Raw genomic sequence first — 22,948 nt, forward strand, 5'->3', positions numbered from 1 at the left:
ATCTACATTTTGAAAATATGAAAGGGATGATAGTATGTGCATAGCTGTGGCAATTGACGGTCCGGCAGGGGCAGGAAAGTCCTCCGTTGCAAAGGCTGTAGGAAAACAGCTGGGACTGCTTTATGTGGATACAGGTGCTTTGTACAGAACAGTGGGGCTTGCAGCCCTTAGAAAGGGCGTTGACCCTTCTTCAAAAGCGGAGGTTGAAGCTCTGCTGAAAGAAATTTCCGTGGAAATGGATTTTTCAGAGACAAGCGGTCAGGTTGTGCTTTTGAACGGAGAGGATGTAACAGGCCTTATCAGAACACCGGAGGTAAGCATGACTGCCTCTGATATTTCCGCTCTTCCAATAGTGAGAGAATATCTTTTGGGTTTGCAGAGAAACATAGCAAAAACAAAGAATGTAATCATGGACGGAAGAGATATCGGAACAGTGGTTTTGCCTGATGCGCAGGTTAAAATTTTTCTCACTGCTTCTCCTGAATCAAGAGCAGAGAGAAGATACAAAGAGCTTGTGGAAAAAGGCGAGAAAACAACAGTTAAAGATGTTTTAAGAGATGTAATCAAGCGTGATTATAACGATACCAACCGAAAAGCTGCTCCTTTGCGGCCGGCGGAAGACAGTGTCCTTGTGGATACAACCAATCTTGACTTTGATGGTTCCGTTGAGGCGGTTGCAAAAATAATAAGGGAGAGAATTTCGTAATGCCAAAGGCAAAGCCGCTTTATGTATTCGGACGAATAGTATTGACTCCGATTTTTAAAGTAATTTACAGAACAAAATATCATAATAAAAACAACATACCTGCCGAGGGTAGATATATACTTGCCTGCAACCATATAACCTATTCCGACCCTGTGGTTTTAGGTCTTGGACAGAAAAGACAGCTGTACTTTATGGCAAAGGCTGAGCTTTTTAAGAATAAGGCTTTCGGCGCTCTTATAAAAGCCTTGGGGGCTTTCCCGGTTTACAGAGGCGAGGGAGATAAAGAAGCTATAAACCACGGTGAAGAGCTTTTGAAAAACGGAAACGTAATGGCTATTTTTATCGAGGGAACACGTTCCAGAACAGGCGAGCTTTTAAGACCAAGAAGCGGAGCGGCAATGATAGCATATGCCACACATACTCCGGTAATCCCTGCATGTATCACCATAAAGGGCGGCGGAAGAAAACCCTTCGGCAAGAGGATTGTCAGATTCGGCGAGCCTATGACTGTGGAGGAGCTTGGACTTCTTACAGGTTCTTCAAAGGAGTTTAGGGACGCTTCCAGAAAGATAATGGAAAAAATAACCGAAATGAGAGAGCATGACTTATGGCAACAATAAAGCTTGCAAAGACTGCCGGTTTTTGCTATGGCGTAAACCGAGCTGTTGATATGATTTACGGTCTTTTGGATGAAAAGAAAAAAGCCGTAACCTTAGGCCCTATAATACACAATATGGAGATGGTCAGAGAGCTTAAAGAAAAGGGTATCAGACCTGTAGACTCAATAGAGGAAGCCGACCTCTCCGAAATAATTGTGATAAGGTCCCACGGCGTGCCGCAGCAGGTAATAGATGATATTAAACAAAAGGGAAATCCCTTGCTGGACGCCACCTGTCCTTTTGTGGCAAAGATACACAGAATTGTCAGAAAGGCGGGACTTGAAAATAAATTTGTCCTTATTGCCGGAGACTCGGGACATCCTGAAGTCCAGGGCATAATGGGACACTGTACCGGCGAATGTATGACCTTTAAGAACCGTGAGGAATTAAGTGAAATAATGGGAAAAATTCCTCAGGAGAAACAAAATTCCCTGATTTTGGTGGCTCAAACAACTTTTGATACACAAGAATGGAAAAAATGTTTAAAAATTCTCAAAAAGGTATATACAAATGCCGAAATTTTTGATACAATATGTAATGCTACGTCGGAACGTCAAAAAGAGGCAGATGAATTATCGAGTAAATCCGATTATATGGTCGTAATCGGAGACAGACACAGTTCAAATACAAAAAAGCTGTTTGACATATGTTTGCGCAACTGTGAAAAAACAGTTCTTATAGAGACAGCGGCTGAATTGAACCGAGATATGTTCTCAAAGGCGGAACACATCGGCGTTACAGCGGGTGCATCGACACCAGACAGGATAATAAAGGAGGTACTGGATATAATGAGCGACATTATTAACAAATCCGGTGAAACAATGGAAACTGAAGAAAATTTTGAGGCGATGCTTGAGGAGTCCCTCAAAAACTTAAATACAAATGAGAGGGTAATGGGTACTGTTATTCGCATAACTCCCAGCGAGGTTTATGTGGATGTAGGCAGAAAACAGGCAGGTTACATTCCTGTTGACGAGCTTTCTAACGACCCAACAAAGAAGCCGGAAGACGTTGTAAAGGTTGGCGACGAAGTAGAGCTTCTTATCATGAAGACAAACGACCAGGAAGGCACAATCATGCTTTCAAAGCGCAGAGTAGACGCACAGAAGGGCTGGGAAGAGCTTGAAGGCCTTGTTGAGTCTAAGGAAGTTTTGAAGGGTGTTGTATCTGAGGTTGTAAACGGCGGCGTTATCGTTGTATACAACGGTGTTAGAATTTTCATCCCTGCATCACAGGCAACTGCAAGCAGAGACGAGAGCCTTGACGACCTTCTCAAGAAGGAAGTTGAGTTCAGACTCATCGAGGTTTCCCAGAAGGGCAGAAGAAGAAGAGCTGTAGGTTCTATCCGTTCCGTTCTCAGAGATAAGAGAGCAGAGCAGAAGGAAGCATTCTGGAAAGAAGCAGAGGTTGGCAAGACATACACAGGCGTTGTTAAGTCCCTTACAAACTACGGCGCATTTGTTGACCTTGGCGGCGTATTCGGAATGATTCACATTTCTGAGCTTTCTTGGAACCGCATTAAGCATCCAAGCGAGGTTGTAAACGTAGGCGACACAGTTGAAGTTTACATTAAGGACATCAACACAGAGACAAACAAGATTTCTCTCGGCTTTAAAAAGGCAGAGGACAATCCTTGGGAAATCCTCAAGAACAATTATCCTGTTGGAACAGTTGTTGACGCTAAGATTGTCGGCATGACATCTTTCGGCGCTTTTGCTAATATCATTGATGGAATTGACGGTCTTATCCATATTTCTCAGATCGCTAATAAGAGAATTGAGAAGCCACAGGATGAGCTTAAAATCGGCGAAGTTGTAAAGGCTAAAATCACAGCTATCGACTTCGACAAGAAGAGAGTAAGCTTGTCAATCAAAGAATTGCTTCCGGATGCCCCTGTAATTTCAGAGGAGGAAGCACCTGCTGACGCAGAGTAATTCTGAAACTTACGGCGGACATCCTGTTGGGTGTCCGCTTTTTGTCTTATAATAAAAATATCAACTTTTTCAAAGAAAAGAATAAGGGGTGAGCGTTGTGGAAAATATAAATTATGAAAAAATTACACAGGACGCTTTGAAATTGTTTTCAGAGCTTGTGGAGAAAGCTAACCTTAAAAAAGGCGATTTGCTTGTGCTTGGCTGTTCTACCAGCGAGATTGTAGGCGGACATATAGGACATGATTCCAGCTTTGAAGCGGCAAAGGCATTGTATAAAGGTTTTTATCCCATGCTTAAAGAAAAGGGAATATATTTAGCCGCACAGTGCTGCGAGCATTTAAACCGTGCTTTGGTTGTGGAAAAAGAGTATGCTTTGAGTCATAATCTCGAGGAGGTTTCCGTTGTGCCTCAGCCAAAAGCGGGAGGAAGCAGCGCAACCGTTGCCTATTCTGTTTTTGAAAATCCCTGTATGGTTGAGCATGTAAAAGCTCAGGCGGGAATTGATATAGGCGGAACTTTGATAGGTATGCACCTGAAAGAAACCGCAGTGCCTTTAAGACTTTCCGAAAATAAACTTGGAAACGCAATGATAATATGCGCCTACACAAGACCGAAATATGTGGGCGGAACCCGTGCGGTTTACGAATTTGACGAAAAATACAGAGTTAAACTGTGATTTCCGGAGGTACACATGACCCACAAAGAAGAATTTATAAGTATCTATAACAAATACATAAACAGAGCCGGCTCCAAGGAGCTTTTGGACTGGATGCAGAAAACAGACTTTTTCACAGCTCCTGCAAGCACAAAATATCACTGTGCCTGTGAATGTGGTCTTGTGATGCACTCCGTAAGTGTTTTTAATACCCTTATGGAAAAGCATTTTGACGAGGAAAAGGACAATGCGGAGAGCTTTGCTATTGCCGCTCTGCTCCATGACCTGTGCAAGGCTCAGTTTTATAAGGTGAGCACCAGAAACGTGAAAAACGAGCAGACAGGCCAATGGGAAAAACAGCCGTTTTATGCAGTGGAGGACAGCTTTCCTTATGGTCACGGAGAAAAATCAGTTTTTCTCATAGAAAGATTTATGCGTCTTAAAATCGAAGAGGCTATGGCAATCCGCTGGCATATGGGAGGATTTGAGGACAGCAACGGCTTTACCGTAAGCCTTGCCTATGAAAAATATCCTCTGGCTGTAAAGCTTCATTTGGCGGATTTGGAGTCCACCTATCTCAGAGAAAAAGGAACTTCTGCAGTGAATAAACGATAAGTAAATGTTTAAGGAAGAGGAAAATGTATGGAAACTGAGCTGTCGGTTATAATACCAATGAAAAATTTAGGGGAAAGCATAAAAGAGGTTTTGAAAACCGTAAACAACTGTGTGCAGGGAATAAATGTTGAATATATTTTGCTTGATATAAACTCCAAAGACAATACTATGATATGTGCTTTGGACAGCGTAAAGCTCTATGGTTTAAACGGAAGAGTTATTCAATGCGGAAAAAGTCTTTACGGCGCCGTGCTTAATTCCGGTCTGAGAAATGCCCAGGGACTTTATTCAACCTTTGTGTTTCCAAGACATATGTATAAATGCTTTATCCCCGAATATCTCCAGGCGGCGAAGGAAAACCTTGCAGATGTGGTTTTCGGAAAACTGCCTGACAGTGAAAAGGGTAAAAGCCTGAACTTTTCCTCTGTAAAAATAACCGGTCAGGAAATGTTTAAAGCCATCATAAGCGGATACACAAGTCTTGATTTGGGAGCAATGATGTTTAAAACCTTTTATATAAACAGCAGAAAGGTTTATTTTGACGACGAAAGCTCAGTGGGCTATGCTGAGGAGTATATTTATAAGTCATTGCTTTTGGCGGATAAAATTCATCAGTGCGACTGCGTTATGGAAAGGGACGAGTCTGTAGAAGTCCCAAAAACAGCTTCTGCCGCCGATGATTTTGCCTGCTTCGGCAGAATTGAAAGTATGATGAGAATAAGCGAACTTTTGGAATATTGCTCGGCTGATGATGACCTGAAAGAAAAGTTTGAAAAAGAAAAAATTCCCGATACGGTTTTGAACTGCGTTGATTCACTGATAAATCACGGATACGAAATAAAAACAATAAAAAAAGCGTTAAAAATTAAGGGATACGATAAGCTTTTAACCGTATCCCAGAAAACAAATAAAAGCATAAAAAGGGCTGTGTTTAATTTTAACTATATGCCCTGGATGTACAAACCGAGGTAAAATATGGATAGATTAACTGCTGAAAAAAGAATTGAAGAGCTGGTAAAAATAATAAATTATCATAACGACCTTTATTATAACAGCGACAGCCCTGAAATAGAGGATTTTGAATACGACAGACTTTTGAGGGAACTGGAAAATCTTGAAGCTGAATTTCCGGAATTTGCAAAGCCCGATTCCCCAACCAACCGAGTAGGCGGAAGCGCAGGGGAAAAGTTTTCACCTGTAACCCATGCCGTGCCTATGGAAAGTCTCCACGATTCATTTTCACACGAAGAATTAAGACAGTTTGATAAAAGGGTCAAGGAAATTGCTCCTGACGCTAAATATGTGGTAGAGCCGAAATTTGACGGACTTTCTGTTTCCTGTGAGTACAGAAACGGCGTCTTTGTACGTGGTTCAACCCGTGGCGACGGCGTTACCGGTGAGGACGTAACATCAAACCTTCTTACAATCAAAAATCTTCCAAAGAGAATTGAAAACGCTCCAGAGTTTTTGGAGGTGAGAGGCGAGGTGTATATGTCCACCGAAAGCTTCCAAAGACTTGTACAGCAGCAGGAAGAAAACGAGGAAAAAACCTTTAAAAACCCTCGAAATGCCGCCGCAGGCTCTTTGCGCCAGAAAGACAGCAGAATAACCGCACAAAGAGATTTGAGTATTTTTATTTTCAATATACAGCAGATTGAGGGAAAAACCATAAGCAGTCACAAGGAAAGCCTTGACTATCTGAAATCCCTCGGATTTCCTGTTGCGGATTTTTATGATATTTCTGATAATATCAATGTTATCATTGATAAAATCGAGGAAATAGGCAAAATGAGAGGAAGTCTGCCTTACGGAATTGACGGAGCTGTTGTAAAGGTGGACAGCTATGCTGTAAGAGAGCTTTTGGGAAGCACTGCAAAGTTTCCTAAATGGGCAGAGGCATACAAATATCCGCCGGAAGAGAAAGCCACAAAGCTTTTGGAAATCGAGGTAAACGTGGGCAGAACCGGAGTTCTTACACCTGTTGCCATATTTGAGCCTGTAAGCCTTGCGGGAACAACCGTAAGCCGTGCTGTGCTTCACAACGAGGATTTTATAAAAGAAAAAAATATCCGTGTTGGCGACCTTATAATTGTCAGAAAAGCGGGAGAGATAATTCCCGAGGTTTTGGGAGTTAAGGAACACGCTGAGGGAGGGGAAGACTTTGTTTTCCCAACAAAATGTCCTTCCTGCGGCAGTGAGGTCACAAGAGAAGAGGGCGAGGCGGCATACAGATGTACAAACACCGGATGTCCTGCACAGCTTATAAGACACTTGATACACTTTGTCAGCCGTGACGCTATGGATATCGAGGGCCTTGGTCCTTCCTTGCTTCACCGTCTTGCAGACGATAAGGTAATTTCTTCACCTGTGGATATTTACAAGCTTAAAGCCGAGGATTTGTCGTCTATGGAGAGAATGGGCGAAAAATCAGCCTCAAACCTCATTTCAGCAATAGAAAAATCTAAATCAAGAGAGCTTTACAGACTGGTTTACGCCTTGGGAATAAGACATATAGGTCAGAAAGCCGCAAAGCTTCTCTGCGAAAAATTCCTGTCACTTGAAAATATTCTTAAAGCCACAGCGGAGGAAATCGGAGAAATCGACGGATACGGCGAGATAATGGCGAAAAGCGCACAGGAATATTTTTCTTTGCCTGAAACCGTAAAGCTTTTGGATGATTTGAAAGCTTTGGGCGTCGAGATGAAACCTCTTGAGAAAAAATCCGAGGGCGGAGTTTTCCAGGGTAAAACCTTTGTTCTTACAGGAACCTTGCCTACACTTAAAAGAGCAGAAGCTTCTAAAATGATTGAAGCTCAGGGAGGAAAAACTTCCTCATCTGTTTCAAAAAAGACAGACTATGTTCTTGCAGGAGAAGAAGCCGGAAGCAAGCTGGTAAAAGCTCAAAGCCTTGGTATCACCATATTGACAGAAGAGGAATTTCTCAATATGATGAATTAAATTTTACCTTAAAAAATTATTATTGAAATATATCTTGTTATATAATATAATATATAATAAGGTTAAACCTTAATTTTACAAAGAAAAGAGGTCTGGAGTATGTATTGTACACAATGCGGATTTAAACTTGAAGACGATATGAAAATGTGTCCTATTTGCGGCGCTGAAGTGGAAAAATCAGCACCGTCTGTTGATGAGGGTAGAACAACAGAACAGCAGATTCAGCAGGAACCTGTAATTCAGGCACAGGAAAAACCTGAAACCCAGGAACCGCAGTCTGTCGGTTATGGAAATACACCGAACAATTACGGAACCCAGCAAAACGGCGATTATTCTCAGTACGGAAATAATTACAGCAATTATAATATGAGCGGAAATGTTCCTACAGGTCAGTATAACGGAGGATATTATAACCAGCCGCAGCAGACACCGCCTAAAAAGAAAGGCTCAGGAAAGGCGGCAGTGATAGTTTTATGCTGTATAGTCCTTGTAGCGGCTATAGGAATCGGCGCATTCTTCATATTCGGAAGCAGTTCCAAAACTTCCGTTGAAGAGGACTTCGAGCCGATTACAAATTCCAAAGACGAAACAGACGAGGACGTTTATCAGGATTACGGCGACAGTCCTTTCTATGATAATCCTTTTGATGAGGAAACAACAGAGTCTTCAGAGGATGTTTCCATGTACAAGGGTTCAACAGTGGACGGCGTGTATACAAATGACTTTTTCGGAATTACCTATAATATCCCCAATACATATTATAGCCTCACTGAAGAGGAAATCATAAGCTATTACGGAGATAACAACGATGATATGTCTGTAGGCGTTGTAGGACTTGATTTAATAGGTGAAAACTACAGCGAGATGTTAATTTATGCTCAGAAATTAGGAAGCTTTTCCAAGGAGTTTTATCTCAATAGCTTTGTAGTAAATACTCTTTCAGGTGTTGACGAGGCTGACTATGAAGTGTCAGATGTTGAAACTGTTTCCATATGCGGAGTTGAATTTGCAAAGAAAGACGTAGAATTTGTAAATTACGACCCTGAAACTGACTACAGATATAATTCTTTCTATGTAACAGAGAAAGACGGAGTATTTTTGGTAGTTTATATGTTCTATGACGACGTACAGGACAGCGAAAATCTCATGAATAATTTTGTTATATAAACAATTTTTGCCCGGATGAAATACTCCGGGCTTTTTATATGCTTCTGAAACACTTGAAAAAGCCTGTTGTTTTATGTATAATAACTTTTATAAATTTTAATGATTACAAAGGGGTTGACACAATGAATTGGTGCAAACAGGAAATAATTGATAAAAAGATTGAAAAAACTATTGCAAACCTTAAAGCCAATAATATGGAAGCTTATTTTTGCCGCACTAAGGAGGACGCCAAGGCTTTGGCTGAAACTCTTATTGCTCCGGGAGATACAATAGCCAGCGGCGGCTCTGTTTCTCTTGTGGAAACCGGAATTATAGACCTTGTTAAAAAGAGCAGATATAACTATCTGGACCGTTCAAGAGAGGGAATAACACCTGAAGAAATTGACAAGGTTTACAGAGATGCTTTCAGCGCAGATGTGTATTTCACAAGTACAAACGCAGTGACCGAAAACGGCGAGCTTTACAATGTTGACGGAAACGGAAACAGAGTTGCAGCCATTGTATACGGCCCTAAAAGCGTTGTGGTTGTGTGTGGATACAATAAGATTGTAAGAGATTTGAAAGAAGCCGAAATGCGTGTTAAGGAGATTGCAGCCCCTGCAAACACTATAAGACTTAACAAGGACACATATTGCAGTAAATGCGGAGTTTGTGTTTCTGCAAAAGACGGCGAAAGCACAGGACTTGCCAAGGGATGCAAAAGTGAAGACAGAATCTGTTGCAGTTATCTTGTAAGCGGATATCAGCGTCAGAAAAACAGAATTAAGGTCATTATTGTGGGCGAAGAGCTCGGATTTTAATTTCATATGTAAAATCAGCATCCGTCGGGTAAAAGAAAAAAATTATCCGACGGATGCTGTAAATACACGGTTTTCGTGATTTAGGTTAAACTGTGCATATAAAATGATGGAAATGGGGAAGATATAATTTAACGGCAGTTGCTCTCGTTTTTGTTCTGAGCGCTGCGCTTCTGATTATTTTTGCTTCTCTTTACAGAGGACTGGCTGTATGACTCGTAAACATCGTTCATTGAATCTACGGGATAATTGTTATCTGCGTGGTTCATGGACTGGTTGTTCTGGTTCTGTCTGTTCTGATAATTTCTTTTGTTTTGTCTGCTCAAGTTTAGCACCTCCTTTGATATTATTATAAACTAAGAGCGTGGATATATTCTTATGATACAATTATTACCTGATTTTTTAAATGAGATAAAACCTGTCTTAAAAGAGAATTTCCAAAAATTTCTTGATAATTATGACAGCGAGCCTTTCCGTGGTTTAAGGGCAAACACTTTGAAAATCTCTGTTATAAAACTGAAAACCCTTTTGGATTTTCCATGGGAACAAGTGCCCTTTGCCCAGGAGGGAACCTATATACCCGCCAGTGCTTCCTCTATTGGTAACAGCCCCCTGCATCACTGCGGCGCATACTATGTTCAGGAACCCTCTGCAATGAGCGCAGTGACCCTTTTAAACCCTCGGGAAGGTGACTGTGTTCTTGATTTGTGTGCAGCTCCAGGCGGAAAATCCACACAGATAGCCGCAAAGCTTAAAGGAAAGGGACTTTTGTGGTCAAACGAGATTGTAAGGTCAAGAGCTTCAATTCTCCTTTCAAATATAGAGAGGATGGGCGTGAGAAACGCAGTTGTTTCCAGCGAAAGCCCGGAGGAGCTCTGCAAAAGACTTGCAGGATGTTTTGATAAAATTCTTGTGGATGCGCCCTGCAGCGGAGAGGGAATGTTCAGAAAAGAGCCTCAGGCGCTGGAGCATTGGAGCAGAGAGCATGTGGAGGCCTGTGCAGTAAGACAGCTGAATATTTTGGAAAGCGCAAAGCTTGCCTTAAAGCCCGGCGGAGTTATTGTTTATTCAACCTGTACCTTTTCACCTGAGGAAAACGAAGGTGTTATTGAAAAGTTTCTTAATAATAATCCTGATTTTGAAATTGTAGATGAAAATGAAAGCTTCGGAATGAAAACAATGGGCGGAGCGGTTAGAATCTTTCCTTTCCATGGAGGAGAGGGACATTTTGCCGTTAAGCTCAGACATAAAGGAATGTCCATAGAAAGCGGTTCTTATTTCTATGATAGCTTTGGTGCTTCAACAGAAAGAAAAGGTTCTAAAAAACAGGGTAAAAACCAGAGGGGAAAAGTTCAGTCCAATGAAATAACAAGGGAAGAAATTCTTGATTTTTATGACAGCTTGTTTGTAAACAGACCCTTTGGAGAAAATATTTCACAGATTAACGGAAAGATAATTTTACTTCCGGAAGCCCTGAAAAAATTCCCGTCAATAGAAAGATGCGGAGTCCTCAGAGCCGGAGTTTTGCTGGGAGAGGGCAAAAAAGGAAGAATAGAGCCTGCTCACAGTGCCTTTATGGCGGCAGAAAAAGACGAATGTGTAAACATCGTTGATTTATCACTCGGTGATGAAAGAATTATAAAGTACCTGAAAGGTGAGGAAATAGAAATTCCATCCGATATAAAAGGATATACAGCGGTTTGCTGTGAGGGAATGACCACAGGCTTTGGAAAAGCCGTTGACGGAACACTTAAAAACAAATACCCGAAAGGATTGAGATTGTTATAAATGGAAAAACTTTCTAATATAAATACGGTAAAAGAAATCCTGCATAAGCACGGCTTTACATTTTCAAAAGCGCTGGGTCAGAATTTTCTTATAAATCCCTCTGTGTGCCCCAGAATGGCAATGGAGTGCGGCGTGGATGAAAACAGCGGAGTTATTGAGGTTGGCCCTGGAATCGGAGTTTTGACAAACGAGCTTGCAAAGCGTGCTAAAAAAGTTATTGCAGTTGAATTGGACAAAAGACTTTTGCCTGTTCTTGAGGAAACTTTGGGAGAGTACGAAAATGTAAAGGTTATTAACGAGGACGTAATGAAGCTTGACCTTAACAAGCTTATTGAGGAAGAGTTTGAGGGAATGAATGTATGCGTGTGCGCAAACCTTCCATATTACATCACATCACCTATTGTTATGCGATTGCTGGAAGAAAAACTGAATGTTTCATCTATAACCGTAATGGTTCAGAAAGAGGCTGCCCAGAGAATATGCGCAAATGTGGGAACAAGACAGTGCGGAGCGGTAACAGCGGCTGTATGGTATTACAGTGAGCCTGAGCTTCTCTTTAATGTTTCATCGGGTTCTTTTATGCCTGCGCCTAAGGTTGACTCAGCGGTTATAAGACTTAACATAAGAAAAGAACCTCCCGTTTCAGTGAAGAGTGAGGAAGTGTTCTTCAAGACAATTAAGGCGGCTTTTTCACAGAGAAGAAAAAATATAGCCAATTCCCTGAGCGGCGGTCTTTCTGTCGGCAAACAGGAGATAATTTCTGTACTTGAGGACTGCGGTATACCTGCTTCAAAAAGAGCTGAGGAGCTTACACTGGAAAACCTTGGAAAAATTGCCGACAGACTTTGTGATATAATAATTTAACTTAAAAAGGAATAAAAGAACTAATTACAAAAAACAGAAAGTAGTTACAGCTTTAATTTCCGATTTTCATAATAAAAAAGTGACGAAATGTGTGTTTAAATATTTTTGTATTTATAAATTTTTAAAATGCTAAAAAGAAATATTGGTAAGAAAACTATTATTCTGATATTGATTTTTTAGGAAAAAGCTTCAAAACGGGTGATTTTAAAACAATAATTATATAAATTATAAATAGATTTCTATTTTGTTAAAATTAACAAAAAATTAAAGGGAAAATCTGTAAGAAGGAGAAAAAATAGTTGCAAATCTGTAATTGTTAGTGGTAAAATAATGACAAAGCTGTTAACAACTTGTTACCACGGTTAAAACGACGTGTATTTCATGTGTTAAAGCTTGAATAAAATTGAATTATGCGAGGTGTTCAAGTGACCAGGAAAAAACGCATTGCGTCGTTAATAGCGGCACTTATCATAGCAATAATGTCAACTATGGTATTTATCAGTGCAAACGCTGCTTCAGATACATATGTACCAAGATTGACTGCTCCTTCAAGTGATAATGGATACTATTTTAGTAATAAAAATATTTTTTACAGCTCAGGATACGGAATGCCAAACTGTACGGCTTATGCCTACGGAAGGGCTTATGAGATTTTAGATGCTAAACCATCTCTTCCAAATTACGATGCCAGAAGATGGTACGAGCTTACAACCGCTTATGAAAAGGGTCAGGAACCGAGAGTCGGCGCCATAGCTTGTTGGTGGGGTGAAAGCTCAGGACATGTAGCTGTGGTTGAAAAGATTGAAGACGGCGTTGTTACTTTCTCCAATTCATCATGGAGCGGAACAATGTTTTATCTTACCACAGGAAAGGCTGACGGTTCTGATAACTTTGGCGGAAACAGCAGCTGGACATTCCAAGGCTTTATCTATCTTTTAGATGATGACGGAAGTTCAGGAGGAAGCTCAGGCGGAGCAACTGATTCCGGAAATAACGAAACACCGGTTGACCCAATCGGAGTTATCGGTGAAAATCAGCTTATGAGAGTTAACATAAAGGTTAACAGTCTTGCAGTTAGAAGCAAGCCTTCAACAGATGCAAGTGCACTCGGATATATTTCAACCGGTTCACAGGGCAAGGATTACTTTGTATCAGAGCTTTGCACAGATACTAAGTACTGCTGGGGTAAGATAAATTACGGCGGCAGAGAAGGCTGGATAGCTCTTTCAACATGGGCAACAAACGAAGGTTGTTACACTTACGGAGATGTTGACATGGACGGAAGCTTGACAATTCTCGACTCCACAAAGATGCAGAGATCTATCGCCAGACTTGATAACGGCGAAACAACAGATCTTTACGATTGTGATAAAGACGGAGATTTCGACATAGCTGACTGTATAGCACTTCAGAAAATACTTGCAGTAAGCTAATATAAAGAACATACGGCGGTGTCCATGCGGATACCGCCTTTTTTGTTTACAATAATTTATAAATGTGTTATAATTAAAAAGATTTATTTAAGGTTAGAATTTTGATAATTTATGTGTGCGAGGTATGATGCAATGACTGAAAAGAAAAACGACAACAAGCCGGTTTCAAGATATGAATCAAGAGAACAAGCTTTTATCCTTGGCTTTGAGATGCTTTTCCCGGGAAACGACAATATTTATGAGCTTATAGAAGCTGCCGATGAAAGCTTTGAGGAATTTACTGTTTCAGATTATGCAAAAAAGACAGCTATGGGTGTTGAGGCTCATAAGGAAGAGCTTGACGGAATTATAGAGAAATATTTGAAATCAGGCTGGAGACTTTCAAGAATCCCGAAGGTTGCATTGGCGGTTATGAGACTTGCAATTTATGAAATGAAATACGAAAAGACTGTTCCGGTTTCTGTTTCAATAAACGAAGCTGTTGAGCTTGCAAAGAAATATACCATTGACGACAGCAGTTTTGTAAACGGTGTTTTGGGAGCAGTAGCAAGAAACGAAAAGTTTGAAAGTGATTGATATGGGAATTTATCTTGGTATCGACACAAGCAACTACACCACATCGGTGGCGGTCTATGACAGCGAAAAAAATGAAATAATCCATAAAAGAAAACTTCTGCCGGTGAAAAACGGTCAGTGCGGCTTGCGTCAAAGCGATGCTGTTTTTCACCATACACAGCAGTTTTATGAAATATATAAAGAGCTTTCACAGGAAGTTGATTTAAAAAATGTCTGCGCAGTGGGCGTTTCATCAAAACCAAGACCTGTGGAAAATTCCTATATGCCCTGTTTTACTGTCGGCGTAAATATTGCCCATGTTTTAGCGGATACACTTCATGTACCGATGTATGAGTTTTCACATCAGGAAGGGCATATAGCTGCGGCTGTGTTCAGCTGCGGCAAAACTGATTTGCTTAACTGTGATTTTATTGCCTTTCATTTAAGCGGAGGAACCACGGAAGCACTTTTGGTAAATTGCAGCGGCGGTTTTATAAAAGACATTTCTATAGTCGGTGAAACCCTTGATTTAAACGCAGGACAGGCAGTTGACAGAGCAGGAGTACAAATGGGACTTTCTTTTCCCTGCGGAAAAGAGATAGAAAAGCTTGCAAAAGAGTTTTATCTCAACATTGAAAATTATATTCCGGAGGATAAGGCTCAAAAGTATAGAAGAAACAGTTCCAAGAAAAAACTTTTCAATATAAAAACCTCAGTAAAAGAGGGACGCTGCTGTTTAAGCGGTGTTGAAAATAAATGCAGTCAAATGCTCAAATCCGGAGATTCCAAGGAGAAAACAGCGGCTTATTGTCTGGCTTATGTGGAAGAAACACTTTCGGATATGACCCGTTATATTCTTGAAAAATTCGGTGACTATCCTTTGATTTATGCCGGAGGAGTAATGTCCAATTCTATTATCAGAGAAAGAATGGAAAGGGACTTTAACTGCAGCTTTGCCTCTGCGGAATTTTCTTCCGACAATGCAGGTGGAATTGCGTTTCTCACGGGAATAAAGCACTATAAAAGCAGGTGACTGTTATTATAAATACATCATTTAATGTTGGCAGAACCGGTGTTCTCACTGTAAGCCAGCTTAATTTTTATATAAAATCACTTATGGACAGCGATCCCAGATTATCCGGGGTTTTTATATCCGGCGAGATATCAAACCTTACAGACCATTACAGAAGCGGTCATATCTATCTTTCTCTTAAAGATGATAAGTCCGTTATAAAGGCGGTAATCTTTGCTGGAAACGCCGCAAGGCTTAAATTTCGTCCGGAAAACGGAATGAAGGTAATCGCCAGAGGAAGAGTTTCCCTGTATGAAGCCACGGGACAGTATCAGCTTTATATTGATGATTTGCAGCCCTTGGGGGCAGGTGCTTTGGCTATAGCCTTTGAACAGCTTAAAAACAGGCTGGAAAAAGAGGGACTTTTTTTGCAGTCCGCAAAAAAGCCTTTGCCTTTGTATCCGAAAACAGTCGGAGTTATAACATCTCCTACAGGAGCGGCAGTTGAGGATATAAAAAGTATTTTGTTAAAACGCTGGCCTCCCATAAATATTATAATATACCCGTCGCTGGTTCAGGGGGAAGAAGCTCCAAAACAGCTTATACAGGGTATTAAATACTTTTCCGACACGAAATGCGCAGACGTGGTTATAATCGGCAGAGGCGGTGGTTCTGCGGAGGATTTGTGGGCATTTAACAGCGAGGAGCTTGCCAGAGCTATATTTGACTGTACTGTGCCTGTAATTTCCGCAGTGGGTCATGAAACGGATTTTACAATCTGTGATTTTGTGGCAGATGTGAGAGAGCATACGCCTTCTGCGGCGGCGAAGAGAGCTGTTCCGGATATTTATGAAGAGAAAAACAAGCTTACTTCTCTGGAAAAAAGCATGGAGCGTTATGCAGAAAAAAATCTTTTGCATAAAGAGATGATTTTTGCGAGAATTCAGGACAACATGGCAATGCGTGGCCCTGAAAGGGAATTTGAAAATAAAATAGCTTATCTCAATGAGCTGAAAAAATGTTTTCATGAAGCTGAAGAAAAGTTTATTTCTTCCAAGGAGCTTGATTTAAACACAATAGAAAATAAGTTCAGCCAGCTTGACCCTGAAAAAATCCTGAAAAGAGGTTATGCCGCTTTGCAAAAAGAGGGCGCGGTCGTAAGCTCTGTAAATCAGGTAAGCAAAGGCGACAGGATTTCAGTTACCCTTTCAGACGGTTCCTTTACGGCGATAGTTGAATAAATTAAATATATTAACAGCGTGCTTCCGATAAGATATGAAAGCTGTCGGAAGTTTTGCTTATTTTTAGAAAAATACTGACAGGAGGTGGGAATATGTCTTTTGTTCATTTGCATCTTCATACTGAATACAGCTTGCTTGACGGAGCCTGCCGCATTAACAAGCTGGTGGAAAAAATAAAAGCCATAGGTCAAAATGCGGTTGCCATAACTGACCACGGTGTAATGTACGGTGTTATAGATTTTTACCGTGCCTGCAAAAAAGCAGGAATAAAGCCTGTAATAGGATGTGAAGTTTATGTAGCTCCCTCAAGCCGTTTTGACAAGGTGAGAACTGCCGGACGTGATTACTATCATATGGTTCTTTTGTGTGAAAACGATGTGGGCTACAGAAACCTTATCAAGCTTGTTTCAAAGGGCTTTACAGAGGGTTTTTATGTGAAACCAAGAATAGACGATGCCCTTTTGGAGGAATATCACGAGGGGCTTATATGCCTTTCCGCCTGCCTTGCAGGAGAGCTTCCCTCACTTATTTTAAACGGAGATTACACGGCTGCTAAGAAAAAAGCCCTTTATTATAAAAATCTTTTCGGAGAAAACAACTTTTTTATTGAGCTTCAAAATCATGGAATAAGAGAACAGCAGGAGGTAAATCCGAAGCTTATTTCAATAAGTCAGGAAACAGGTATTCCTCTTGTTGTAACCAACGACAGCCACTATATCGACGCCAAGGACAGCAAGCTTCACGAGATTCTGCTCTGTATTCAGACCAACCATACAATTTACGACGACAATAAAATGGAGTTTGCAACGGAAGAATTTTATGTGAAGTCGGAAGAAGAGATGAAAGAAGCTTTTCCAAATATGGAAGAAGCTTTTGAAAACACCGCAAAAATTGCCGAAAGGTGCAATGTGGATTTTGAGTTCGGAGTGAGAAAGCTGCCGAATTTCGATGTTCCAAACGACGAGGATCACTACGAATTTTTTAAACGCAGATGTTACGAGGGCCTTTACAGACACTATGGCGATAATCTAGATAAATCCCTTGTGGAGCGACTTGAATACGAGCTTACCACAATTAAAAGAATGGGTTTTGTGGATTACTATCTCATTGTTGATGACTTTGTAAACTATGCAAAGTCAAAAGGAATTCCCGTAGGCCCGGGAAGAGGAAGCGGCGCAGGTTCTCTGTGCGCTTACTGCGTGGGAATTACCGGAATTGACCCTATTAAATATAATCTTCTATTTGAAAGATTTTTAAATCCTGAGCGTGTAAGTATGCCGGACTTCGATATAGATTTCTGCACTGAAAGACGTGGAGAGGTTATCGACTATGTTATTGAAAAGTACGGCAAAGACCGAGTGGCTCAGATTGTGGCATTCGGTACAATGGCTGCCAGAGGTTCCGTGCGTGACGTCGGAAGAGTTTTAGGTATGCCATACGGCTCGGTGGATGTTATAGCAAAGCTTATTCCTCAGGACTTGGGAATGACAATAGAAAAGGCACTTACTGTAAGCTCTCAGCTTAAGGATAAATACGACACTGACCCGGCTGTAAAAAACCTTATAGACATAGCCATGAGCATTGAGGGAATGCCCAGAAACACCACAACCCACGCCGCAGGCGTAGTAATTACAGACCGTCCGGTAAACGATTATGTCCCCCTTGCCAGAAACGACGACACCATTGTAACCCAGTTTACCATGACCACTTTGGAGGAACTGGGACTTCTCAAAATGGATTTTTTGGGACTGAGAAACCTTACGGTTATAAATGACGCTTTGGAAATGATAAAAAGCGGCGGCGAAAAGGTGTCAATTGAAAATATTGACATAGAGGATAAGGGCGTCTATAAAATGATGGCGCAGGGCTTTACCGAGGGCGTTTTTCAGTTTGAAAGTCAGGGCATGAAAAGTGTTTTGACACAGCTTGGCCCAACCTCAATAGAAGACCTGATTGCGGTTATTTCCCTTTATCGTCCGGGACCAATGGAAAGTATCCCCATGTATATTGAAAACTCCCATCATCCGGAAAAGGTGAGATACAAGCATCCTCTTTTGAAAGATATACTCGATGTTACCTATGGATGTATTGTATATCAGGAGCAGGTAATGCAGATTTTCCGAACCCTTGCCGGATATTCTTTGGGTCGTGCGGATATTGTTCGCCGTGCCATGAGTAAGAAGAAGCACGACGTTATGGAAAAGGAAAAGGAAATTTTCATAAACGGACTTGTAAATGAAGACGGAAGCGTGGAGGTTGAAGGTTGTCTGCGCCGTGGTGTTGACAAAAACACTGCTCTTTCCATATTCTCAGAAATGGAAAGCTTTGCTTCTTACGCTTTTAACAAATCCCATGCTACGGCTTATGCTATAGTTTCATATCAGACAGCTTGGCTTAAATTCCATTATCCCTGCCAGTATATGGCGGCATTGCTTACAAGCGTCTTGGACAGACAAAACAAGCTTGCGGTTTATATAGGGGAATGCAGACGACTTAAAATAAGGGTTTTGCCTCCTCATATCAATTACAGCCGAAACACATTTACTGTTGTGGGCGGCGATATAAGATTTGGACTTATGGCCATTAAAAATCTTGGCAAAAGCTTTATCGACAGCATTGTTGAGGAAAGACAAAAAGGTAAGTTTAAATCCCTTTACGATTTTTGCAGCAGAATGTACGGCAAAGGCACAAACTCCAGGGGAATTGAAAGTCTTATAAAATGCGGAGCCTTTGACGGACTTGGAGCAAACAGACGTCAGATGCTGACAACATTGAAAACCATAATGGACGGTGTGGAGTACGACAGAAAAAGAAACATGGCAGGACAGCTTTCCATTTTCGATATGGGCGGCGACAGTTCTGAAAAGGTTTCCGACGAGCCGGTTTACCCAAACCTTGAGGAGTTTTCAAAGGACGAGCTGCTGTTTATGGAGGATGAAATCGCAGGAATGTATCTCAGCGGTCATCCCCTTGACGCCTATGACGGATACAGCGAAAAAATAAAAGCGGACAGAATAGGCGACATAATAGACGATGAAAATTCCGACAAATACTGCGACGGAAGAAATGTAAGAGTAGTTTGCGTTGTCAAGGCTGTAAAGACACAGCTTACAAAAACCAACCAGATGATGGCTTTTGTAAGCGCAGAGGATAAATACGGAACCTGCGAGTTTTTGGTTTTCCCGAAAATATTTGCAATGTACGGCGCATATATAAAGAAGGGCGCAGTCCTCGACATAAGCGGAAGGGTTAATTGTTCCGCTGATGAAGAACCGAAGATTATCTGCGATTTGATAAAAACAGCGGGAACATCTGCCGATGAAGTGCCGGAAAAAACAATTCCGGAGGCGGGCAGAAGCTTTTCAGGCAGACAGAATTTTGAAAACATTTCCCTTTATTTAAAGGTTGATAAAATAGGCGGGAAAAAGTATAATAGAGCAAAACAAATAATAGACATTTTTGACGGAAATACTCCTTTATATCTATATCTTGAAAACGACAAAAAGCTTCTAAAAGCTCCAAGAAACATGTGGGTTGATATAAATGATGTAATGCTTTCCGAGCTTTCGTCAAGGCTCGGGGATGATAATGTCAAAATTAAGAAAAATTGAAGCACTTTGAAAAAATCTCTTGATTATTTGTTATAGAGGGTATATAATAATATTTGTATAGTGTATACGACGTTTAATGTGGTTGTAAGCTTTAAAGTTGCATCACAGAAAATTTTACATAGTGAAATTTACGTCCTATACGCAATCATGCGCAGCATACACCAATGGAGGTTTTATATTATGGCAAAGGAAAAGATTGCAGTATTGACAAGCGGTGGAGACGCACCTGGTATGAATGCGGCTGTTAGAGCCGTTGTTAGAGCTGGTATCAACAAGGGTCTTGGCGTTGTAGGTGTTCATCGTGGATATAACGGTCTTCTTAACGGAGACGTTGTAGAGATGAATCTCCGCTCCGTTTCAGACACAATCAACCGTGGCGGTACAGTGCTTTACACAGCAAGAAGCAAAGAGTACAACACACCGGAAGGCGTTGAAAAGGCAGCAAGATATTGCAATAGTTTGGGCGTTAAAGGCGTTGTTGTTATAGGCGGTGACGGTTCCTTCAGAGGAGCAAGAGACCTTACAGCACACGGTATACCTTGCGTTTGTATTCCAGGTACAATTGATAATGACATCGCTTGCAGTGAATACACAATCGGCTTTGACACAGCTATGAATACTGCTATGGAAATGGTTGACAAGATCAGAGATACTGCACAGTCACACGACCGTTGTTCTGTTGTAGAAGTAATGGGAAGACGTTGCGGAGATATCGCACTTCAGGCTGGTATCGCAGTGGGTGCAACATCAATCCTCGTTCCGGAAATTGAGCACGACCTTGAAAGAGACGTTGTTTCAAGAATTCTTGCAACACAGGCTACAGGTAAAAAGCATTTTATCATCGTTGTTGCTGAGGGCGTTGGCGGTGTTGAAGAAATCGCAAGATTTGTTCAGGAGCGTACAGGCATCGAATCAAGAGCAACAGTTCTCGGACATGTTCAGAGAGGCGGTTCACCAACACTCAGAGACAGAGTTGTTGCAAGTATGATGGGTCATAAGGCTGTTGAGCTTCTTATCTCAGGAGCATCAAACAGAGTTGTCGCTATGCGTGACGGTAAAGTCACAGATATCGACATCACAGAAGGACTCAGCATGGAGCGTGTATTTGATAAGAATCTTTATCAGATTGCAATGGATATTTCTATCTGATTTAAAAGCGATAATTATATAGTAAGTAAGAAAAGGCACAGTATTTTATATTGTGCCTTTTCTAAAATTATTTCAACTGAAAGAGTATGTTGTGAATAAAGGATTTTGAGTATGTTAAAAAACTGGGACAAAGAAAACTACAGAATATATGGTGTTTCCCTGAACGGATATGACTGTGATGATATCACCTGCGATGTGCTGTCAAACGTGAGAGGAAGATTTTTTTTGACAGGATGTTCTCAAAAGGACAGACTTGTTAAAAACGGAGAAACCGAAAGTGTAAAATATATCTATTCCTTGGAAAAAGACAGGCCGTTGTTTTGGAGGGTTTACAAAAACAGCAAGCTCAGTGAAACCAGCCACAAGAACGGCGACGGTTCCTATTATGTGGAAACAACCAATGACAAGGGTACAGCGGAGAGAAAGGTTTTCTTTTCTTCTGACCATCAGTGGATTAGAGCAGAATACTATAATTCCAATGGCTTTAACGGGGGACAGATTTTGGTGTCCTCAGGATTTAAAGACGGAAAACGTGTTTTTATCAAAAAAAGTTCTTCTCAGCCCCAGCCTGTAACCCTTTATAAGTGCAATTATGAGGACGACCCGGAAATTTTAGAGCGTGCCTTTATGAGAAATGTTTCCGTAGATGTTTCGGTTTTCTCCTCCGAGGGTCTTGAGTATTATGCAGACGCTGAGGGTGTAAAGAGATTTGAAACTATAGTTGAGGATATTAAAAAAGAGATTGCCGAAGAAAAGAAAGAGGAATTTGACGTTACCGCTCAGCAGGTGGAGTCGGGCTTCAATTTTAAACCGGAATATTTTAAGAATAACAGCGGTAAAATTGATATAAGAAACGCCAGAAATTACGGCGAAGCACCGACTTTTGAACAGAAAAATATGGAAGATATGTATGAAGACGGAGAAGAGTTCAACGCTCCGCCTAAGGGATTTGAAAATATTCCTATGAATGGAGTTGCTATGGAAACTTCAAGAACAGCGGTTTCAGGAAATGATTTTGTGTTTGATAATATGGAGTCTGAGTCTGAAAATCCGGACTACAGCGGAGAAGATGTAATCGATTTGAGCGCTCCGGTAAAAGAAACAAAGAAAAAGCATAAGACAAAAGAGAGCCTGAAAGCTCACAGAAAAGAAAAACAATACGGTGATATGAATGAGTCCTTTAATTCTAAGGAAAGGATGAAAGACACTATGAACAATAAAATGGTGTATTCAGAAGAGGCAGATGTACCGGTTGAGAGCTGCTGCGAGGATAAAAATGTTACTGTTAATCCTTGGAAAGATAAATGCGATATGACTCTCAATCTCAACAATGAAATTTACAGATATTACGGAGAAACAAACAGCCGCAACGAGAGAAACGGCTACGGCAGAACTGAACAACCTAACGGAAGAACAGCCTATGAGGGCGAGTATTTCAAAGACCACAGAGAGGGCTTTGGCGTTCACTACTATAAAGACGACGGCGTATCCTATGCCGGTACATGGAAAAACAATAAACGTGAGGGCATGGGCGTGGGCTTTAAGCCTGACGACGGCTCTGTGCTTGCCGGAAAGTGGAGCGACAACAAGCCTCAGGGCGTATGCGTTAAATTTGACAAAGAGGGAAACGTTACATATTACGGCAAATACGTTGACGGAAAGAGAGAAGGATTTTCCGTTGTGTTCCGTGAGGACGGAGTTTTGGAAGTTGTTAAATGGAAAAATGATGAGAAATCTCCTCTTGTGCGAGAGATAGATTTAAGCGAGTTAATCTGATTTCGGTTCTTTAAACTTATGAAAGATT

General features: G+C 41.1%; 19 protein-coding genes. 18 read left to right on the plus strand and 1 reads right to left on the minus strand.

Annotation, left to right across the window (positions count from 1 at the left end; all coding sequences use genetic code 11):
- Window positions 1–34 precede the first annotated feature (34 nt).
- From cmk to CGICJO_RS07915, 9 genes are all read left to right on the plus strand, one after another.
- On the plus strand, window positions 35–706 hold the full coding sequence (cmk, locus tag CGICJO_RS07875; RefSeq protein WP_486498464.1) for a (d)CMP kinase: 672 nt from the start codon (window positions 35–37) through the stop codon (window positions 704–706).
- Window positions 706–1,326: a lysophospholipid acyltransferase family protein gene (locus CGICJO_RS07880; RefSeq protein WP_486498465.1), complete on the plus strand. Its 621-nt coding sequence runs from the start codon at window positions 706–708 to the stop codon at window positions 1,324–1,326. Before cmk ends, CGICJO_RS07880 begins: the two co-directional genes overlap by 1 nt.
- Window positions 1,314–3,299 carry a bifunctional 4-hydroxy-3-methylbut-2-enyl diphosphate reductase/30S ribosomal protein S1 gene (locus tag CGICJO_RS07885; protein ID WP_486498466.1) on the plus strand — a complete coding sequence of 662 codons (1,986 nt, stop codon included), beginning with the start codon at window positions 1,314–1,316 and terminating at the stop codon, window positions 3,297–3,299. The genes CGICJO_RS07880 and CGICJO_RS07885 overlap by 13 nt, the downstream gene beginning before the upstream one ends.
- Window positions 3,300–3,396: 97 nt before the next feature.
- Window positions 3,397–3,975, plus strand: coding sequence for a TIGR01440 family protein (locus CGICJO_RS07890; protein WP_486498467.1), 579 nt, complete (start codon window positions 3,397–3,399; stop codon window positions 3,973–3,975).
- Between the two features lie 15 nt (window positions 3,976–3,990).
- Window positions 3,991–4,569 carry an HD domain-containing protein gene (locus CGICJO_RS07895; RefSeq protein WP_486498468.1) on the plus strand — a complete coding sequence of 193 codons (579 nt, stop codon included), beginning with the start codon at window positions 3,991–3,993 and terminating at the stop codon, window positions 4,567–4,569.
- Window positions 4,570–4,596: 27 nt separating this feature from the next.
- Window positions 4,597–5,541, plus strand: a complete 945-nt coding sequence (locus CGICJO_RS07900) for a glycosyltransferase (RefSeq protein WP_486498469.1) — start codon at window positions 4,597–4,599, stop codon at window positions 5,539–5,541.
- Between the two features lie 3 nt (window positions 5,542–5,544).
- Window positions 5,545–7,527 carry an NAD-dependent DNA ligase LigA gene (gene ligA, locus CGICJO_RS07905; RefSeq protein WP_486498470.1) on the plus strand — a complete coding sequence of 661 codons (1,983 nt, stop codon included), beginning with the start codon at window positions 5,545–5,547 and terminating at the stop codon, window positions 7,525–7,527.
- A gap of 99 nt (window positions 7,528–7,626) precedes the next feature.
- Window positions 7,627–8,694, plus strand: coding sequence for a zinc ribbon domain-containing protein (locus CGICJO_RS07910; protein ID WP_486498471.1), 1,068 nt, complete (start codon window positions 7,627–7,629; stop codon window positions 8,692–8,694).
- 122 nt (window positions 8,695–8,816) lie between these two features.
- On the plus strand, window positions 8,817–9,494 hold the full coding sequence (locus CGICJO_RS07915) for a lactate utilization protein (protein ID WP_486498472.1): 678 nt from the start codon (window positions 8,817–8,819) through the stop codon (window positions 9,492–9,494).
- Window positions 9,495–9,622: 128 nt separating this feature from the next.
- On the opposite strand, the gene CGICJO_RS07920 is transcribed toward CGICJO_RS07915, so the two are convergent.
- Window positions 9,623–9,817: a hypothetical protein gene (locus CGICJO_RS07920; protein WP_087376232.1), complete on the minus strand. Its 195-nt coding sequence runs from the start codon at window positions 9,815–9,817 to the stop codon at window positions 9,623–9,625.
- A gap of 52 nt (window positions 9,818–9,869) precedes the next feature.
- On the opposite strand from CGICJO_RS07920, the gene CGICJO_RS07925 reads away from it, so the two are divergent.
- From CGICJO_RS07925 to CGICJO_RS07965, 9 genes are all read left to right on the plus strand, one after another.
- Complete coding sequence (locus tag CGICJO_RS07925) at window positions 9,870–11,279, plus strand: RsmB/NOP family class I SAM-dependent RNA methyltransferase (RefSeq protein ID WP_486498473.1); 1,410 nt, start codon at window positions 9,870–9,872, stop codon at window positions 11,277–11,279.
- The gene (gene rsmA, locus CGICJO_RS07930) at window positions 11,280–12,143 is read left to right on the plus strand and encodes a 16S rRNA (adenine(1518)-N(6)/adenine(1519)-N(6))-dimethyltransferase RsmA (RefSeq protein WP_486498474.1); all 864 of its coding nucleotides are present in this window, start codon (window positions 11,280–11,282) and stop codon (window positions 12,141–12,143) included. It begins immediately after the preceding gene.
- Between the two features lie 425 nt (window positions 12,144–12,568).
- Window positions 12,569–13,576 carry a CHAP domain-containing protein gene (locus CGICJO_RS07935; protein ID WP_486498475.1) on the plus strand — a complete coding sequence of 336 codons (1,008 nt, stop codon included), beginning with the start codon at window positions 12,569–12,571 and terminating at the stop codon, window positions 13,574–13,576.
- A 132-nt stretch (window positions 13,577–13,708) separates the two neighbouring features.
- Entirely contained in the window at window positions 13,709–14,152 is a 444-nt protein-coding gene (gene nusB / locus CGICJO_RS07940; protein WP_486498476.1) for a transcription antitermination factor NusB, read from the plus strand.
- 1 nt (window position 14,153) lies between these two features.
- Window positions 14,154–15,164 (plus strand): tRNA (adenosine(37)-N6)-threonylcarbamoyltransferase complex transferase subunit TsaD, encoded by a 1,011-nt coding sequence (locus tag CGICJO_RS07945; RefSeq protein WP_486498477.1) that lies wholly within the window; start codon window positions 14,154–14,156, stop codon window positions 15,162–15,164.
- On the plus strand, window positions 15,161–16,384 hold the full coding sequence (gene xseA, locus CGICJO_RS07950; protein ID WP_486498478.1) for an exodeoxyribonuclease VII large subunit: 1,224 nt from the start codon (window positions 15,161–15,163) through the stop codon (window positions 16,382–16,384). Before CGICJO_RS07945 ends, xseA begins: the two co-directional genes overlap by 4 nt.
- Window positions 16,385–16,476: 92 nt before the next feature.
- Window positions 16,477–19,995, plus strand: a complete 3,519-nt coding sequence (locus CGICJO_RS07955; protein ID WP_486498479.1) for a DNA polymerase III subunit alpha — start codon at window positions 16,477–16,479, stop codon at window positions 19,993–19,995.
- A 180-nt stretch (window positions 19,996–20,175) separates the two neighbouring features.
- Window positions 20,176–21,144: a 6-phosphofructokinase gene (gene pfkA, locus CGICJO_RS07960; RefSeq protein WP_486498480.1), complete on the plus strand. Its 969-nt coding sequence runs from the start codon at window positions 20,176–20,178 to the stop codon at window positions 21,142–21,144.
- Between the two features lie 111 nt (window positions 21,145–21,255).
- On the plus strand, window positions 21,256–22,920 hold the full coding sequence (locus tag CGICJO_RS07965) for an MORN repeat-containing protein (RefSeq protein ID WP_486498481.1): 1,665 nt from the start codon (window positions 21,256–21,258) through the stop codon (window positions 22,918–22,920).
- Window positions 22,921–22,948 lie beyond the last annotated feature (28 nt).

It is taken from the genome of Candidatus Limousia pullorum (genome assembly GCF_057405065.1).